Raw genomic sequence first — 16,791 nt, forward strand, 5'->3', positions numbered from 1 at the left:
CGTCGATTGATTGCATGATCACGGAGGGGACGGGGGAACGGGAACGGGGGCGTCCGTTCAGGCGGGGGCCGGCCGGGCGACCGCGGTCACGAGGAGGGCGGGGGCTCTTCCAGCCAGGCGAGGACGGCCTCGGTGTGCTGGCCGAGGGTGGGCGGCGCGGTGTGCTCGCGGGGGGCCGAGCCCTCGAAGCGCACGGCCGGGCCGGGCAGCTCGATCGGGCCGAGCTGCGGGTGGTCGACCTCGACGACCAGGCCCTGCGAGCGGGTCTGGTCCCATTCGTAGACCTCGTCGATGGACCGGATCGACCCGGCCGGGATGCCCTCCGCGGCCAGCCGGGCCAGCCAGCCCTCCCGCGTGTCCCCGGCCAGGACCTTCTCGATGTCGGCGGTCAGCTCCCCCCGGCGCGCCGAGCGGTCCCCCATGGTCGCGTAGCGCGGATCGTCGGGGTCGAGCCCGACGATCGGCGCGAACCGGCGCCACAGCCCGTGGTTGGCGACACCGATCTGGATGACGCCGTCCGCGCACCGGAACGTGCCGTACGGGGCGACCGACGGATGGTCGTTGCCGATCGACACCGGCACGTCCCGCCCCACCGTCCAGCGGGTGCCCTGGTAGGAGTGGGCGGCGACGGCCGAGGCCAGCAGCGAGGTCCGCACGACCTTCCCGCGGCCGGTACGGGACCGCTCGAACAGCGCGGAGACGACCCCGTACGCCCCGTTCATCCCGGCCAGGATGTCGGCGATGGACAGCCCCATCTTGGACGGGTGCCCGGGCGGCCCCGTGATGCTCATGATCCCGGCCTCTCCCTGCACGATCGCGTCGTAGCCGGGACGGCCGCCCTCGGGCCCGTCGTGGCCGAAGCCGGTGATCGACAGGATGACCAGGGCGGGGTTGAGCTCGTGCAGCCGCTCCATGGAGAAGCCGAGGCGGTCCAGCACCCCGGTGCGGAAGTTCTCCACCACGACGTCGGCGCGCCGCACCAGCCGGGTGAGGGTGTCGGCACCGGACGGGGACTTCAGGTCGAGGGTGATCGACTCCTTGTTCCGGTTGCAGGCCAGGAAGTAGGTGCTGACCTGGTCGTCGCCGACGAACGGAGGTCCCCACTTCCGGGTCTCGTCACCGGTGCCGGGCTGCTCGACCTTGATGACGCGGGCGCCGAGGTCGGCGAGCATCATGGTGGCGTGCGGCCCGGCGAGGACCCTGCTCAGGTCGACGACGACGACACCTGCGAGCGGTCCGGACAAGGGGGCCTCCTCAGTTCTTCGCGCGGAGCGTGATCGGGGACAGGAAGGTGTTGCGCGGGCCGTCGCTGAGCGGGCCCGGCTCCGGCGCGCGCACCAGCCGCAGCCCGGTGCCGACGGCACCGGCCAGCACCTCCACCTCCGCCTCGACCTCGTCCCAGCGCGGCCCGGCGCCGAAGGGCGCCACGGTCACGGTGCCGCCGTCGGCGTCGAGCTCCCACACCCCGGCGGCCACGCCGTCCTGGGTGACGACCGAGGTGCCGTTGCCGCTCGTGTCGTAGATCCGCGGGTAGTCGTTCTCGGCCACCTGCCTGGACCGGCCGGCGGGAGAGGTGGCGTAGGCCATGAAGTAAGAATCCCAGACCGGCAGCAGCCGTACGCCGCGCCCGGCCCGGGGATCGAGCCCGGTGAGGGCCTCCAGCTCGCCGGCGAGCACCCAGGAGTCCCTGCCGTCCACCGCCACGGGCACGATCTCGTCGCCCAGCGCGGTCACCGCGGAGACCGTGTCGCGCTTGGTCCAGCCGCTCCACCACTTGAGGTCGTCGGTGGTCGCGGGCCCGAAGGCGCGCAGGTACCGCCGGGCCAGCTCGGCCCGTGCGGGCGCGGCGTCCAGCTCCGCGACCGGGGCGCCGGTCCAGTCCGCCCAGCGCGCGTAGGCGTAGTTGTCGCTGCGCCACCCGCCGCGCACCTCGGCGCGGACGATCCGGCCGAAGCGGCCCAGCAGCGCCACGACCTGCTGCAGGCCATCCTTCTCCGCCGGGGTGCAGGGGCCGATCAGCTCGCGGATCTCCCGTACGGTTGCGGGCGGGCGGCCGGCCATCGCCGCCTCGATCCGGTCCGCGAAGGCGAGCACCCCCTCCTCGCCGAGCCCGCTCCCCTTCCCGATGCGGGTGACCGTCCGCTCCTTCTTCTCGCCCGTGCAGGCGAAGAGCACCGGCGTCAGGTCGAGCGGCTCGATGTAGGCCATGCCGCGGACGCAGCGCAGCCGGACGACGCTGCGCTCGGTGTAGAGCTCGCGGTCCAGGTCGGCGAGCTTGAAGCCCTCCACCCGGGCCGCGCAGGACAGGTAACAGGTGGGCGCGGTGCCGTAGAGCCCGGCGGTGGCGGTGACCGCGTCCAGGACGGTGGGCAGGCGGCGGCCGGCCAGTCCCTGCTTGACGAGAACATGCGCCGTGGCCTGCGCCCCCGGCACCGCAATGATCTCTGGCAACCTCACGACCTCCTGTTCTCCCCGACCCCGGCCCGGAAGGCCCGTTTCCTCCTTGGGAGTATGCCGGTATGCCGCCGCGGACCGTCACCTATCCTGCTCTGGCCGAGCGGGTCCGGGCGCTCCCTCCGTCCTGCGGCCCGGTCCGGGTGATCGCCGTGGACGGGCCCAGCGCGGCCGGGAAGTCGACGCTGGCCACCCTGCTGGCCGGCGCCCTGGACGGTGCCCCGGTGGTGCGGTCCGACGAGTTCCCGGTGCCCTGGGACGGCGATCCGCTGGCCTGGTGGCCGGCGCTGACCGAGCGGATCCTCACCCCGCTGAGCGCCGGCCTGACCGCCCGCCACCGGCCCTACGACTGGCGGCGCGGCACGTACCGCCCGGTCAGCGACGTACCGGCGGCCGGCCTGCTGATCATCGAGGGCGTCGGGGCCGGCCACCGGGAGGCGCCCGCCGCCTACCGCATCTGGGTGGACGCGCCCCGGGAGCTGCGGCGCCGGCGCGCGCTCCGGCGCGACGGCGCGGAGTTCGCGGCGAGCTGGGACGCCTGGAGCGTGCGGGAGTGCGCGCACTTCGCCGCCGACGGGACCCGCGGGCGGGCCGACCTGCTGGTCGACGGCGCGGCCACGGAGGGGCCGGGCGTGCAGCTGTCCGCCGGGTAGATCGCTCCCCCGAGGGGGAATGCCTGAGCTGGGAGAACTTTCGGCTCGGCCACTTCCGGTCAGTCCGAATAGGAACTAAAACGACATTGCGCACCGTTGCGCTTACGTCAACGATCTCAGCGGAGCGCCGGCGGTGGCGGCGCTCCGTCCGCACGTCCGAGGAGGCCCAGCCGTGACCGAGTCCCCAGGCGGGGCGGTGCCGCAGCGGCCGGAACCCGCGGGGACGGGAGCCGGCCAGGGGCCTCCCGCATGGCCACGGGGAGGTTCGGGCCAGGGACCGTACGGGCCGCCGGCCGCCTCCGGACCGTACGGGCCGCCGCCCGGGCCCCCGGTCCCCTCGGGACCCTACGGGCCGCCGCCCGGATCCCCGGCCGCCTCGGGGCCGTACGGGCCGCCCGGCGCCTCGTCAGGGCCGTACGAGCCGCCCGGTCCGCCGCCCGCGGGTCCGGCACCGGCGCGGCGCCGGCGGTCCAGGCCGCGCGGCCTCGTGGTCGCGGTGCTGGCGGTCCTGATGCTGCCGGTCCTGCTGGCCGTGGTCCAGATCGTGCGGCCGCTGCCGGATCCGGCCGTGCGGCTGGTCATCGCCGCGAGCCACACCTTCCCCGGCTCGGCCCCGCAGCTGCCCTGGCCGGTCAAGGGCCAGGCCGCCGTGGAGGTGGACGGGCTCGGCAGCCTGGGCACCTCCGGCGCGCAGACCCCCACCCCGACCGCCAGCGTCGCCAAGGTCATGACCGCCTACGTCTTCCTCAGCCACCACGCGCTGCGCGACGGCGAGGACGGCCCGACCTACACCATCTCCGCGGAGGAGGCGGCCCGCCTGCCCGACGTGAAGGCCCGCCAGGAGACGCACGTCGACGTGGTCGCCGGGCAGAGGTTCACCGAACGCGAGGCGCTCGAGGCGCTGATGATCGTCTCGGCCAACAACATCGCCCACGAGATGGCCCGGTGGGACGCCGGGAGCGACGTGGCGTACGTCCAGAAGATGAACGCCACCGCCCGTGCGCTGGGCATGAACAACACCGTCTACACCGACCCCAGCGGCTACGACTCCTCCACCGTGAGCACCGCCGCCGACCAGGTCAAGCTGCTGCGCGCGGCGATGCGGATCCCCGCGTTCGCCCAGGTGGTCGGCATGTCGTCGTACACGCCGTCACAGGGCGGCGAGACGCGGCCGGCCGGCAACACCCTGCTGGGACACTACGGGGTGATCGGCGGCAAGACCGGCTTCACCGACGCGGCGGGCGGCAACTACGTCTTCGCGGCGCGCAAGCGGGTGGGCGCCACCAGCGCCCTGATCGTCGGCGCGGTGATGGCGCAGAGCGGCGCCACCACCCCCGGGCCCGCCATCGACGCCGCCCGGCGGCTGCTCGAGGTCACGGGGGGCTCGCTCACCAGCGTGACCGTGGCGCGCACGGGCGAGCGGGTGGCGCAGGTCGACGACGGGCTGGGCGGGCGCACCCCGCTGCTCGCCACCCGTCCCGTCACCGTGGCCGGCTGGCCCGGTCTCACCGTACGGCTCACCGCCGAGGGAAGGCCGCCGCACACGGCCCGCGCGGGCGGGACGGTGGGCGCGGTCGCCGTCGGCAGCGGACCCGGCCGGGCTCGGACCGGCCTCCGGCTCGCCCGCTCCCTCACCGAGCCGGGCCTGCCCGACCGGCTGCTCCGCCTGGGCTGATGCCCGCGCCCGGTCCCGGGAGCCGATGCCGGGGGCCGGGGCCGAAGCCCGGGACGGATGCGAGCCGATGCCCGGTGCGGGCGGCCGGACCGCGGGTCAGGACACCTCCCAGGCGACGTGGACGTCGCCCGCGTCCTCCCGGCGTACCGAGATCCCGTCCGTGGTACCGGGGTCGGGGAAGGTCACCACGGTCTGTCCGCCCGAGTCCACGGTCGCGGTGGCCAGATGCCAGGAGCCCGCCTGGTGCACCGCGACCCGCAACTCGGCCGGCGGCAGTCCCTGCAGATTGTTGTCGGCGGTGAACCCGATGGTCTTGTACCTGCCTCGCGGCAGGGCGATCGGGGTGATCGCCTGGGCGCCTTCGGCGAGCCGGCCGGTGGGCAGGTCGTCGTCCTGCGGGACCGCCGGGGGCGGCGGCGCGGGGCTGACGCCGACGCGCCACTGCCCGTAGTCGGACTTCATGGCGCGGTCGTAGTCGCAGTCGACGCCGCCGACGGTGTGATTGTTGGAGTACTGCTGCAGTTGCGCGCGGGAGTCCCAGTTGCCGCCCGACCAGGCGTACGTCTGCCAGGCGTAGGTGATCTTCTTGGCGTTGAAGGCCCGCCTGACCGGCCCGTAACCGGCGTAGACCCCGATCCGGCCGCGGCCCAGCACGCTGGCCGCGCCGTCCAGGTAGGCGTGGATCTCGTCCTGCTGGGAGGAGGTGGCGTCGAAGTCCACCGCGAAGTAGATCGGCCGTCCGGACGGCATGCCGCAGGCCTTCGCCTGCGCCGCCGCGGCCTTGGCGTCCGCCACCCCGGCGGCCCGGCCGGCCAGCGCCCGGCTCGCGGTCGTCTCCCAGACCACGACGATCCAGATCCCCGCGTCGGACAGCTTGCGCGCCTCATCGGCCGTGAGGTTCTTGCCGGAGGTGTCGTGGGAGAGATACCGGGCCACGAACTTCACCCCGGCGTTCTTCAGCGCCGTGATGCTCGGGCGCCCCCACGCATAGTCGATACCGAACACACTCATGGGCCCGCCCCAATGAATCAGATCGTTGAAAGTGGGACTTTAGCGGGCTTTTGCCTTGACATGTCGGAGAGTTGCCGTTCTCACAATGGCGACCAGGGAGACGCGGCGAGCCGGTCAGTCGACGTCGGCCCGGTCACGGCCGCCGGAGAGCAGCGGGTAACCCGGGCCGCGGTCGAAGAACGGCGCCGGACCGCGGGCGGCGAGCAGCCGGGCCCGCAGATCCCCGGTGGCGGTCTCGTCGACCCGAGTCCCGGCGCGCAGCACCACCCCGTAGTCGTCGCGGGCGCCCGCCGAGGTGACCTTGCCGTCCCGTACGTCCGCGGCCACCCGGGCGGGGTCGCGGACGAGCGGGTCGCCCCAGCCGCCGCCTCCGGTGGTACGGATCCGGATGACCTCGCCGGCCTTGACGGGCTCGGCGTCGACCAGGCCCTCCATCTCGCGCCCGTCGACGGTCACCAGGAAGGGGCGTCCCGCGGCGCCGCCGTTCACCCCCCAGCAGGACAGGATCGAGCGGTCCGCGATCGACATGTAGTGCGCGTCCCGGAGCATCCGCAGGTGCTTGTCGTAGCCGAGACCGCCGCGGAACTCCCCGGCGCCGCCGGAGTCGGCCGCCAGCCCGAGCCGCTCGACCACGAACGGCCAGCGGGCCTCGGCGAACTCGACCGGGATGTTGCGCGAGTCGGGCACCACGTGGATGGTGTCCTCCCCGTCGGCGTAGTAGCGGCCGCCGGAACCTCCGCCGAGCACCTCCCGCATCAGGTACGGCTCGCCGTCGGCGTCCGCCCCGTACACCCCGGTGTAGCGGATGGTCTCCTGGTCGGCGGGCATCCGGCCGCCGGTCGCCTTCGCCAGCACGCCGGCCAGGACCCCGAGCAGCCGCAGGATGACGAAGGTACGGGCGTTGGTCGGGGCGGGGAAGATCGGGGTGAGCAGCGTCCCCTTCTCCGGGAAGACCATCTCGATGAGCGGCACCACGCCCTCGTTGACGTCGAGCTCGGCCATCCGCTCCGGGGTGTCGGCGAGGTTGCGCAGCACCGGCGCCAGCCACTTCTTCAGGAAGACCCCGTCGGCGTAGTCGCCCGCGTGGTTGATCGGGCCCTTGGCCTGCGGTGAGGTCCCGGTGAAGTCGATGATGATCTTCTCGGGGGTCTTGGTGAGCGTGATGCGCTGCGCGTGCAGCCGGGGCGGATCGACCCCGTCGTGCTCGGCGTAGTCCTCCCAGGTGAACGTGCCGTCCGGGATCTTGGAAAGGATCTCCGTGCGGAAGGTCCTGGTGGTGTTGTCGAGGATGGCGTCGAAGCATCCCTCGACGGTCTCCCGGCCGTACCGGTCGAACAGCTCGCCGAGGCGGCGCGCCCCCATCAGGCAGGCCGAGCACTCGGCGTCCAGGTCGCCCGCCAGCGAGTCCGGCATCCGGGAGTTGCGGGTCATGATCTTGATGGCCGCCTCGTTGGGCACGCCCTGGTCCCAGAGCCGGATCGGCGGGACCATCAGCCCCTCCTCGAAGACGCTGCGGGCGTGCGAGGGCATCGAGCCCGGCACGGACCCGCCGATGTCGTCGTGGTGCCCGAAGGCCTGCACGAACGCGACGACCTCACCCTCGTGGAAGACCGGCACGGTGACGCACAGGTCCGGCAGATGGCCGATGCCGCCCTCGGACAGGTAGACGTCGTTGTGGAAGAAGACGTCACCGGGCCGCATGGTCTCGAGCGGGAAGTCCCTGGCGATCGGCTGCACCAGCGCCGAGTACGACCTGCCGGTCAGCTTCCGCAGCCTGCGGTCGTGGATCCCGGCCCGGAAGTCGTGCGCGTCCCGGATCATCGGGGAGCGCGCCGTCCGGGCGATCGCCGTCTCGACCTCCCGCTCCACCGAGGCCAGCGTCCCCTCGACGATCTCCAGCACGATCGGGTCAGTGTTCATGGGCTCGCTCCGCTCGCCGGTTCGCACGCGCTGTGCCGCCTCTGGCTCGCTCCGCTCGCCGGTTCGCACGCGCTTTCACGCGGCGGCCTCCGTCGTCGCGTGCTCGCTCGTTCCTCGCTGTGCGCGCTCCTCCTGCAGCCACCGCGCGCGCGCTCACGGGGCGCCTCCGGACGGCTCCAGGTTCGGGGGCTCCGAGCCGGAGGGGCTTCGGGTGATCACCAGGTTGCCGTGGGGGTCGCAGGTCGCCTGGAAGCCGGGGTGGAGGGGGAGGGTGGAGCCGAACTCCTCGATCACCGCGGGGCCCTCGACGACGTCCTCCCGGCGGAGGTCCTCGCGGCGGTGGACCGGCGTGCTCCGCCAGCCGTCCCCGGCGCCCGCGCGGGTCAGGTCCTCGTCGAAGTACACCCGCCGGTGGGCGGCCGGGAGCGGCGGGGGCGCGCCCTCCTCCGGTGCGGGCCGCTCGGCGAGCTCCGGCCTCCTGATCGGCCCGATGCCGGAGACCCGGAGGTTGACCCACTCGACCGGGTGGCGCGGGTCGCCGCGGTAGCAGTAGCCGTAGAGCCGTTCGTGCTCGTCCTCGAAGCGCCGGACGACCTCGGCGCGGAAGTCCCCGTCGACGGGGCCGCCGGGCGCGGCGACCCGTACCTCGAAGGCCTGGCCGAAGTAGCGCAGGTCCGCCGACCGGACGAGGCGGTGGGCCGCGGCGTCGAAGCCCTCCCGCTCCAGCGCGGCGCCCGCCTGGCGTTCCAGCCCGGCCAGCACGCCGGCGACGGCCGCGGGGTCGAGCTCGGAGTCGCGGGCGACGTGGGTCTGGACGTAGTCGTTCTTCACGTCGACGGTCAGCAGCCCGAACGCCGACAGGTTGCCGGGATTCTCCGGCACGATCACGGCGGGCAGGCCGAGGACGTCCATCAGCCGGCACACCAGCAGCGGCCCCGATCCGCCGAAGGCCACCATCGGGTAGTCGCGCACGTCCAGGCCGCGCTTGACGGTGATCTGACGGATGGCGTTGGCCTGGTTCCAGGCGGAGATCTCCAGGATGCCGGTGGCCGCCCGCTCCGGCGTCAGCCGCAGGGCCGCGGCCAGCCCCTCGATGCCCGCCCGGGCCGCCTCGGCGTCCAGCGGGATCTCGCCGCCGAGCAGATGCGGCGGGACCCGGCCGAGGAAGACGTGCGCGTCGGTGACCGTGGGGTCTTCGCCACCGCGTCCGTAGCACTGCGGCCCCGGGTCGGCGCCGGCGCTGCGCGGGCCCACCTTGAGGGTGCCCTCGGGCGAGGTCCAGGCGATGGAACCGCCCCCGGCCCCGACGGTGACGATGTCGATCATCGGGATCTTGGAGGGGAACCGGCCGATCGTGCCCTCCGTGGTGAGCGTCGGCTCCCCGCCGAGCACCACCGCCACGTCCGTGGAGGTCCCGCCGCCGTCCAGGGTGATGACCGAGTCCATGCCGGCCGTACGCGCGACCAGGGCCGCGCCGAGCGCCCCCGCGGCGGGCCCCGACAGCACCGTGGTGATCGGCTGGTGCACGACCTCCTCGGCCGACAGCACACCTCCGTTGCTCTTCATGACGTAGAACGGCGGCTCTCCGAGGCGCTCGGCGATCCGGGCGATGTACCGCATCATGGTGGGCTTGACCGCGGCGTCGACCAGGGTGGTGACGGACCGCTCGTACTCGCGGTACTCGCGCAGCACCTCGCAGGACAGCGAGATCACCGCGGCCGGGTGCTCCCTGCGCAGCACCTCGCGCATCCGCAGCTCGTGCGCGGGATTCGCGTAGGAGTGCAGGAAGCAGACCCCGAGCGTGTCGATGCCCTGGTCGCGGAACCAGCGGGCCACCGCGACGGCCCCGGCCTCGTCGAACGGCCGGAGCTCGGCGCCGGTGTGGTCGAGCCGCCCCCCGACGGTACGGACCCGGTGGACGGGCACGATGCGCGGCGGCTTGACCCAGAAGTAGGAGTTGCCGTAGCCGTCGGGAACGCTCTGCCGGGCGATCTCCAGCAGGAACTCGAAGCCCTCGGTGGTGATGAACCCGAGGTCGCCGATCCGGTCCTCGAGGAGCTGGTTGGTCGCCACGGTGGTGCCGTGCGAGACCGCCGCGATGTCCGCCCCGGTGGCGCCGAGCAGCCCGAGCACCTTGTGCACGCCCGCCATGAACCCCTCGGCGGGGTCCGCGGGGGTGGAGGGCGTCTTGGTCGTGACGATCCGCCCGGCCGTCTCGTCGACGGCCACCACGTCGGTGAACGTGCCGCCGGTGTCGATGCCGATCCGGATGCCGCCCCTGAGCTGCCGTGCCGGGGATTCCATGACACCTACATCTACCGCCCGCGCGGGCCCGGGCGAATCGTCGAGTTCTGCCAACGAAACGGCCCGCCGTCGGGCGAGTCAGCGCGTGAGGTTGCCGGCCACCTCGTGCAGGGCCGCCTCCAGCGTCTGCGCCGGCTGCGCGCCGGACACCCCCCACTTGCCCTCGAAGAGGAAGTACGGCACGCCGGTGACGCCGAGCTCACGGGCCCTGGCGAGGTCCTGCTCCAGCTCCGCGACGCCCTCCCCGGACGCGAGCATGGCCCGTACGGAACCGGCGGCCAGGCCCGCGGAGCCCGCCAGCTCGGCCAGCGTCTCGGCGTCGCCCACGTCGCGCCCCTCCGCGTGCTGGGCCCGGAACAGCCGCTCGGCCACCGCGTCCTGCAGGGCCGGGCCGCCCTCCCGGCCGGCCAGCCAGATCACCCGGTGCGCGGCGCCGGTGTTGACGTGCAGGCCGCGCTCGGGCTCGTAGGCGAGCCCCTCGGCGGAGGCCAGCCCGCGCAGCCGGGCGTGCGCCTCGGTGACCCGATCCAGGCCGCCGAACTTCTCCGCCAGGTGCGCGGTCGCGGGGACGGCCGCCGACAGCGCCCCGGGGTCGAGCTGGAAGGGCCGCCAGGTCACCTGGACCTCGTGCCCGAAATCCGCCACGGCCCGGCGGAACCGGGCCTGTCCCAGATAGCACCATGGGCAGACGACATCAGCGAAGATCTCTACGTTCACGCTCCGGTCAACCGGGCGGGACCGCGCTCCATTCCCGTCAGGAGGCACCGACTAGGGTGAACGGCGATCGTTCATCCACCCACCACACACATCCGGGAGCTTTAGCGATGGCGCTTGAACGGCCCGAGATCGACTTCCCCGAAGGGCAGCCTCCTGCCCACCTCGACATCACCGACATCACCGTCGGCGATGGCCCGGAGGCAACCAAGGGCTCCAACGTGTCCGTGCACTACGTCGGCGTCGCCTTCTCCACGGGCGAGGAGTTCGACGCCTCCTGGAACCGCGGGAGCGCCTTCGAGTTCCCGCTCGGCGCCGGCCGGGTCATCAAGGGCTGGGACATGGGCGTGCAGGGCATGAAGGTCGGCGGCCGCCGCCGCCTCGTGATCCCGCCGCACCTGGGCTACGGCGACCGGGGCGCCGGCGGCGCGATCAAGCCCGGCGAGACCCTGATCTTCGTGGTCGACCTGGTCGGGGTCGGCTGACGCCCTCCCCACCCGCGCAACCCGCGCAACCCGCGCAACCCGCGCAACCCGCCGTGATCATGCAATCGTTCGTCGAACGATTGCATGATCACGGAAGGTGGGAGGCGGTTACCGGCGGGCACGCCGGCCCATCAGGTAGCCGACGGCGACGCCGCCGAGCGCGATGACGCCGCCCGCCACGAAGGCCGCGGTCATCGCGGCGGCGGCGGCCGGGCCGGCCGCGCGTTCCGCGGCCGGCGCGGCGTACACCGTCCCCATTCCGGCCGGTGCGGCCGCCACCGCGCCCGTCGCGGCCGGGGGTGCGGAGACCGTCCCCGGGCCGACGGGGGCCTGTGGCCCGGCCGAGACCCCGGCCTCCGCCGGTATGGGCTGCTCGGTCAGCGCGCGCTCGACGGCGGCGAAGAACTCCCCGGCGGTCCGCTTGGCGACCGTGCTCAGCATGCGCTGGCCGACCCCGCCGATCATCCCGCCGACGACCGCGTCGGCGGCGTAGTCGATCCGGGTCCCGCCGTCGCCGTCCGACAGCCGCACCAGCACCGTGGCGTCGACCGTCCCGGGAGCGCCCTGGCCCTGCGCGCGCAGCACGAAGGAGTGCGGCGGATCGGGCTCGGCGAGGGCGACCTGACCGACGTAGGTGCCCTTGATCGAGGCCACCCCCGCGGTGACCGTCATCTTGTAGGTGTCGGCGCCGGTGGCCTCCAGCCGCCGGCATCCCGGGATCGTGCGGACCAGCACCGCGGGATCCTGCAGGGCATCCCAGACCAGGCCCACCGGGGCCGCCACCGTCGCACTGCCGTTGACCTTCATGGACCGACCTTAGATAACCCGCCCGGCGACGCGAACGGCAACATGTGCCGAGCCCGCCGTAGCGACGGTGGCAAACGGGCATCGCAAACGACCCGCTCCGGCGTGGCGCGGCGCTCCGCCTCTTCAGATCATGTACGAACAAGCCGGTAGTAAGCGACATCTAAGGGGCGTGAACCTCCGCTGAAGCCCGGCGGCGGTGACGAGGGGAAGGTTCGGACGATGCGAGGCAAGATCCCACTGGTCTCCTGCCTGGTCGCCGCGGTGCTCGGCACCGGCGCCGGCACGTGGCCGGAGGTCCGGGCCCAGTCCTTCGGCGGCCCGGAGGGGCCCTCGCTGCGCAGCAGGCTCACCGCCGACCTCGCCGACCAGCAGTGGGAACGTCCCAGGGCCGGGAGCTGGACGGTGCCGGCGAAGAACCCCGACGGGCTGCCGACCGTCATCAAGCAGATCCAGACCCAGGACAAGGTCGTCTTCCTGACGATCGACGACGGCTGGGAGCACGACCCGGGCTTCGTCGACATCGTGCGCCGGCAGAAGGTGCCGATCCTGACCTTCCTCACCAACGACGCGGCGAAGGGCCACTACGAGTACTTCTGGGCGCTCAAGCACGCCGGCTCGCGGATGGAGAACCACACCCTGCACCACCCGAACATGGCGACCCTGCCGCTGGCGGCGCAGCAGAAGGAGATCTGCGAGACCAGCGACATCATCGCCGGCCAGTACGGGCGGCGCCCGCAGATCTTCCGGCCGCCGTTCGGGTCGTTCAACCAGCTCACCCGGCAGGCCGCGGCCGCCTGCGGGATCAAGTCGATCCTGATCTGGTCGGCGGAGTTCTACAACGGCACCAGGTCCCCGCAGGGCGTGCACAACGCGTTCGCCCGGGGAGACGGCGGCACCGGTTTCCGCCCCGGCGACATCATGCTCATGCACTACCGGCCGGGCTTGGCCAAGGATTTCCAGACCGTGCTCGGCTGGGTCCGCCAGCAAGGTTTCCGCCCGGCCGCGATCGAGAATTATCTCCCCGTCTCCCTCGGCGGCAACGCACCGGACCCACAGCCGGGCGGAACACCGGTGAAGACCTGAAAACAGGCCACATCCGGCGCCGAGGCAAGGTCAAATAAAGAGCAGCGAACACGTACCCGTCGAGCCGTCACGTCCCCCGGCCACCGAGCGACCGGTGACCGCCCAGGGGGACAAGGGGGATTTCATGGCATCCGGTCGGACCCGCACCACCCGCGTGACCGCGGCCGCGGCCATGGCGGCGCTGGTCACCGGCGGACTGGCCGGCTGCCAGGGGCACTCCGCGACGGCACGCGGGTCGTCGGCCACGGCGCCGGTCGCCTCCCCGCAGCAGGCGCCGCAGGCCCCGCCGGCCGGGACGCCCACCGCCACCCCGGCGCCCGCCGCCACCATCACGGGGGTGCACTCGGCGCCGCCCTCCCCCGCCCCCACCACCCCGGCCCGTACCACCCCGCCCGCGGCCGGCCGGCCGCGGGCGCGCGGCACGCTGCCACCGGTGATCAGCAAGATCGCCACCAAGGACAAGGTCGTCTTCATCACCATCGACGACGGCTGGCACAAGGACCGCGACTTCATCCGGCTCATCAGGGACCGGAAGATCCCGGTCACCCTGTTCCTGACCAACGACGCCGTGAAGGACGACTACGGCTACTTCCGGCGGCTCCAGCAGGCCGGTGCGCAGATCCAGGACCACACGATGACGCATCCGCTGATGACGGAGCTGTCCTATGCCCGGCAGAAGCACCAGATCTGCAAGGCCGCCGACATCTACGCCTCGCGGTACGGCACCCGCCCCACGCTCTTCCGGGCCCCCTACGGCGCGTCGAACACCACGACCCGCCGGGCCGCGCGGGACTGCGGCATGCAGGCACTGCTGTTCTGGCGGGAGACCTCCGAGAACGGCGACCTCGCCTACCAGACCTCGGGCGGGCTGCACCCGGGGGACATCATCCTGGTCCACTTCGAGCCGCACATGACCCGGGACTTCCGCACCCTGCTGCGCCGCATCGACAAGCAGGGCTACCAGCCGGCCGAGCTCCGCGACTACCTGCCCGCGCGTTATTTCCAGCCGGCCCGGTGAACGCGCAGGCCGGGCGCGCGGACCGATAGCGAGATCCTCAAACCACACCATCCTGCGACGAAACGCCACTATGGTTCACAGAGCCGGCGGGGTTGAGGTCCCCCGCTCCCCGAGCAACCCCGCCGGCTCGCCCTGGCGGGCCAGGCGCAGCCGGTAGAGCTCGTCCGGGGAGATGGGCATCGCCGAGATGTCGAAGCCCTCCGCGTCCTCGATCGCGGCGGCGATGACGGCGGACACCGGGATGACCCCCGCCTCACCCGCTCCCTTGATGCCCAGCGGGTTCAGCGGCGAGGGCGTCTCCAGATGGCCGGTCTCGATCCGCGGCACCTCGGTGGCGTAGGGCATCAGGAAGTCCATGAACGAGGCGTTCAGCAGCTGCCCCGACTCGTCGTAGACCATCCGCTCGTACAGCGCGCCGCCAACGCCCTGGGCCACCCCGCCGTGGATCTGCCCCTCGACGATCATCGGGTTGATGAGCCGTCCGCAGTCGTGGATGACGGCGTACCGCAGGATGCGCACCTCGGCGGTGTCCGGATCCACCTCGACCACGGCGGCGTGCATGCCCGCCGCGAAGGTCGAGCGGACCGGTGAGTAGTAGTCCTTGCCCTCCAGCCCCGGCTCCTCACCGGGCGCGACCGGCGGCTCGTCGGCGGACGCGCCCATCCGGGAGGCGAACTGGGTGGCCCGCCGGGCCTCCTCGTCGAAGGCGTACCGCAGCGGGTTGGACAGCACCGCGACGGTGCGCAGCGGGATCGCCGACTGCGGGTTGCCGCGCACCCGCACCACGCCCTCTACGATCTCCAGGTCCCGGGGGTCCGCCTCCAGCGCGTCCCCGGCGATCCGCAGCGCCTTCTCCCGCAGCCGGCGCGAGGCGAGGGCGATCGCGTTGCCGCTCATCACCGCCGCCCGGGAGGCGAACGTGCCGACGGCGTACCCGAACCGCCGGGTGTCGCCGGTCGTGACCTGGACGTCCTCGATCGGCACGCCGAGCTCGGCGGCGGCGATCTGGGCGAAGACCGTCTGGTGGCCCTGTCCCTGCGAGGTGAGACCGGTGGAGACGTGCACCCGGCCGGACGAGTCGACCTCCACGTGACCGCCCTCGTACGGGCCCACGCCGGTGCCCTCCACGTAGCAGGCCAGCCCGATGCCGACCCGCCCGCCCCGGGCCGCCGCCGCGGCGCGCACCGTCTCGAAGCCGTCCCAGCCGATGAGCTCCTTGGCCATGCGGAGCATCTCCGGGTAGTCCCCGGAGTCGTAGATCAGCGGCCGCCCGTCCTGGAAGATCAGGCCCTGGTCGAAGGGGAACTCGTCGGGCTGGATGAAGTTGGCCGCGCGCACGTCGGCCCGGTCCAGGCCGAGATGGCGGGCGATGCGGTCCATCGTCCGCTCCATGCAGAACACGCCCTGCGGGCGGCCCGCGCCGCGGTACGGCGTGACGATGACGGTGTTGGTGTAGAGGCTGAGCACCTCCGCCCGGTAGGCCCCGAGCTTGTACGGGCCGAGCAGCTGCGTCGAGGTGATGATCGGGATGATGATGCCGTACGGGGTGTAGGCGCCGTGGTCGTGCAGGATCCGCACGTCCATGCCCAGGACCCGGCCCGCGTCGTCGAAGCCGACCCGCACGAACTGGACCTGGCCGCGTTCGTGGGCGCTGGAGACGAAGTGCTCACGCCGGTCCTCGGTCCACTTGACCTCCCTGCCGAGCAGCCGCGCCGCCCAGGGGATCAGCACCTCCTCGGGCCACGGGTGCACGATCTTGACCCCGAACCCGCCGCCCACGTCCGGCGCGATCACCTCCACCTGGGCCGGCGCCAGCTCCAGCTTGGCCGCCACGGCCATCCGCACGCTCGTCGAGGTCTGCGTCGAGGAGTACACCCGCAGCGACTCGTCGTCGGCGTCCCAGCGCGCGTACACCCCGCGGCCCTCCAGCGGCATGGAGGCGCTGCGCTCGATGTCGAGCCGGAACTCCAGCACGTGCGGAGCGGCGTCGATGGCGGCGGGCGCGTCCCCGACCTCCTGGAGCAGCCGCGCCCCGACGTTGCCCGGCACGTCCTCGTGCACCAGGTGCTCGGCGCGCTCGGCGTTCTCGATCCCCACCACCGGGGGCAGCGTCTCGTAGGTCACCTGGATGCGCTCGGCCGCGTCCTCGGCGACATAGCGGTCCCGTGCCACCACCATGACGATCGGCTCGCCGACATGGCGTACGACGTCGCGGGCGAGCGGGTAGGCGGTCCGGCCGTGGGTCAGCGCCGGATGCGGGATCAGCAGCGGCAGCGGCTCGCCCACCCGGCCCGTCAGGTCCTCGTACGTGTAGACCGCGACCAGCCCGTCGACGTCCAGGGCACCGTCCACGTCGATGTCCACGATGCGGGCGTGCGCGTGCGGCGACCGCACGAAGGCCGCCTCCAGCGCGTCCTGTCCCAGGTCGTCGAGGTAGCGCCCCTGCCCGGCCAGCAGCCGCGGATCCTCCCTGCGGGCGACCGGCTCTCCGAACATCCGCGTCGTCATGCCATGGCTCCGTCCGCCCGTCCACGCCGAAGCGCGGAGACGGTGTCTGTCCGCACATCGTTTGCCGTGACCACACCTGCGCGGCCTGCCAGGGTGACCGGGAACGCACGCCGCATTGCCGTGACCACGCGTACGCGGCCCGCCAGGGTGACCGGGAAC

At 73.1% G+C, this 16,791-nt stretch carries 13 protein-coding genes; 5 read left to right on the forward strand and 8 right to left on the reverse strand.

The window, feature by feature from the left end; all coding sequences use genetic code 11:
• Positions 1–86 precede the first annotated feature (86 nt).
• Both ACRYCC_RS28550 and ACRYCC_RS28555 read right to left on the reverse strand, forming a co-directional pair.
• Complete coding sequence (locus ACRYCC_RS28550; RefSeq protein ID WP_433816803.1) at positions 87–1,244, reverse strand: CaiB/BaiF CoA transferase family protein; 1,158 nt, start codon at positions 1,242–1,244, stop codon at positions 87–89.
• A gap of 10 nt (positions 1,245–1,254) precedes the next feature.
• Positions 1,255–2,457, reverse strand: a complete 1,203-nt coding sequence (locus ACRYCC_RS28555) for a winged helix DNA-binding domain-containing protein (RefSeq protein WP_433816804.1) — start codon at positions 2,455–2,457, stop codon at positions 1,255–1,257.
• Between the two features lie 62 nt (positions 2,458–2,519).
• Here ACRYCC_RS28555 and ACRYCC_RS28560 point away from each other — a divergent pair, with 62 nt between their 5' ends.
• Together ACRYCC_RS28560 and ACRYCC_RS28565 are read left to right on the forward strand one after the other, a co-directional pair.
• Positions 2,520–3,107 carry a uridine kinase family protein gene (locus ACRYCC_RS28560; RefSeq protein ID WP_433816805.1) on the forward strand — a complete coding sequence of 196 codons (588 nt, stop codon included), beginning with the start codon at positions 2,520–2,522 and terminating at the stop codon, positions 3,105–3,107.
• A gap of 496 nt (positions 3,108–3,603) precedes the next feature.
• A complete protein-coding gene (locus tag ACRYCC_RS28565) occupies positions 3,604–4,782 on the forward strand; it encodes a D-alanyl-D-alanine carboxypeptidase family protein (RefSeq protein ID WP_433816806.1) in 1,179 nt (392 codons plus the stop codon).
• 96 nt (positions 4,783–4,878) lie between these two features.
• Here the strand turns inward: ACRYCC_RS28565 and ACRYCC_RS28570 are convergent, their stop codons facing one another.
• From ACRYCC_RS28570 to ACRYCC_RS28585, 4 genes are all read right to left on the reverse strand, one after another.
• Positions 4,879–5,793, reverse strand: a complete 915-nt coding sequence (locus tag ACRYCC_RS28570; RefSeq protein ID WP_433816807.1) for a glycoside hydrolase domain-containing protein — start codon at positions 5,791–5,793, stop codon at positions 4,879–4,881.
• Between the two features lie 114 nt (positions 5,794–5,907).
• Positions 5,908–7,713 carry a hydantoinase B/oxoprolinase family protein gene (locus tag ACRYCC_RS28575; RefSeq protein ID WP_433816808.1) on the reverse strand — a complete coding sequence of 602 codons (1,806 nt, stop codon included), beginning with the start codon at positions 7,711–7,713 and terminating at the stop codon, positions 5,908–5,910.
• A 153-nt stretch (positions 7,714–7,866) separates the two neighbouring features.
• Positions 7,867–10,017, reverse strand: coding sequence for a hydantoinase/oxoprolinase family protein (locus ACRYCC_RS28580; protein WP_433816809.1), 2,151 nt, complete (start codon positions 10,015–10,017; stop codon positions 7,867–7,869).
• Positions 10,018–10,095: 78 nt separating this feature from the next.
• Positions 10,096–10,734 carry a DsbA family oxidoreductase gene (locus ACRYCC_RS28585; RefSeq protein WP_433816810.1) on the reverse strand — a complete coding sequence of 213 codons (639 nt, stop codon included), beginning with the start codon at positions 10,732–10,734 and terminating at the stop codon, positions 10,096–10,098.
• A 107-nt stretch (positions 10,735–10,841) separates the two neighbouring features.
• Here ACRYCC_RS28585 and ACRYCC_RS28590 point away from each other — a divergent pair, with 107 nt between their 5' ends.
• On the forward strand, positions 10,842–11,216 hold the full coding sequence (locus ACRYCC_RS28590) for an FKBP-type peptidyl-prolyl cis-trans isomerase (RefSeq protein WP_433816811.1): 375 nt from the start codon (positions 10,842–10,844) through the stop codon (positions 11,214–11,216).
• 108 nt (positions 11,217–11,324) lie between these two features.
• On the opposite strand, the gene ACRYCC_RS28595 is transcribed toward ACRYCC_RS28590, so the two are convergent.
• Entirely contained in the window at positions 11,325–12,023 is a 699-nt protein-coding gene (locus ACRYCC_RS28595; RefSeq protein ID WP_433816812.1) for an SRPBCC family protein, read from the reverse strand.
• A gap of 219 nt (positions 12,024–12,242) precedes the next feature.
• Between ACRYCC_RS28595 and ACRYCC_RS28600 the strand changes: the two genes are divergently transcribed.
• Positions 12,243–13,106, forward strand: a complete 864-nt coding sequence (locus tag ACRYCC_RS28600) for a polysaccharide deacetylase family protein (protein ID WP_433816813.1) — start codon at positions 12,243–12,245, stop codon at positions 13,104–13,106.
• Positions 13,107–13,230: 124 nt separating this feature from the next.
• Positions 13,231–14,124: a polysaccharide deacetylase family protein gene (locus ACRYCC_RS28605; RefSeq protein WP_433816814.1), complete on the forward strand. Its 894-nt coding sequence runs from the start codon at positions 13,231–13,233 to the stop codon at positions 14,122–14,124.
• Between the two features lie 75 nt (positions 14,125–14,199).
• On the opposite strand, the gene cutA is transcribed toward ACRYCC_RS28605, so the two are convergent.
• Positions 14,200–16,632, reverse strand: coding sequence for an aerobic carbon-monoxide dehydrogenase large subunit (cutA, locus tag ACRYCC_RS28610; RefSeq protein WP_433816815.1), 2,433 nt, complete (start codon positions 16,630–16,632; stop codon positions 14,200–14,202).
• Between the last annotated feature and the right edge of the window lie 159 nt (positions 16,633–16,791).

This window comes from Actinomadura scrupuli (genome assembly GCF_050971785.1).
GTDB classification, from domain to species: Bacteria; Actinomycetota; Actinomycetes; order Streptosporangiales; family Streptosporangiaceae; genus Actinomadura_E; species Actinomadura_E scrupuli.

Coding starts and splice junctions, on each gene's coding strand:
- ACRYCC_RS28560 (WP_433816805.1), top strand. CDS start 2,520: ATGCCGCCGCGGACCGTCACCTATCCTGCTCTGGCCGAGCGGGTCCGG.
- ACRYCC_RS28570 (WP_433816807.1), bottom strand. CDS start 5,793: ATGAGTGTGTTCGGTATCGACTATGCGTGGGGGCGCCCGAGCATCACG.
- ACRYCC_RS28575 (WP_433816808.1), bottom strand. CDS start 7,713: ATGAACACTGACCCGATCGTGCTGGAGATCGTCGAGGGGACGCTGGCC.
- ACRYCC_RS28580 (WP_433816809.1), bottom strand. CDS start 10,017: ATGGAATCCCCGGCACGGCAGCTCAGGGGCGGCATCCGGATCGGCATC.
- ACRYCC_RS28590 (WP_433816811.1), top strand. CDS start 10,842: ATGGCGCTTGAACGGCCCGAGATCGACTTCCCCGAAGGGCAGCCTCCT.
- ACRYCC_RS28595 (WP_433816812.1), bottom strand. CDS start 12,023: ATGAAGGTCAACGGCAGTGCGACGGTGGCGGCCCCGGTGGGCCTGGTC.
- ACRYCC_RS28600 (WP_433816813.1), top strand. CDS start 12,243: ATGCGAGGCAAGATCCCACTGGTCTCCTGCCTGGTCGCCGCGGTGCTC.
- ACRYCC_RS28605 (WP_433816814.1), top strand. CDS start 13,231: ATGGCATCCGGTCGGACCCGCACCACCCGCGTGACCGCGGCCGCGGCC.
- cutA (WP_433816815.1), bottom strand. CDS start 16,632: ATGACGACGCGGATGTTCGGAGAGCCGGTCGCCCGCAGGGAGGATCCG.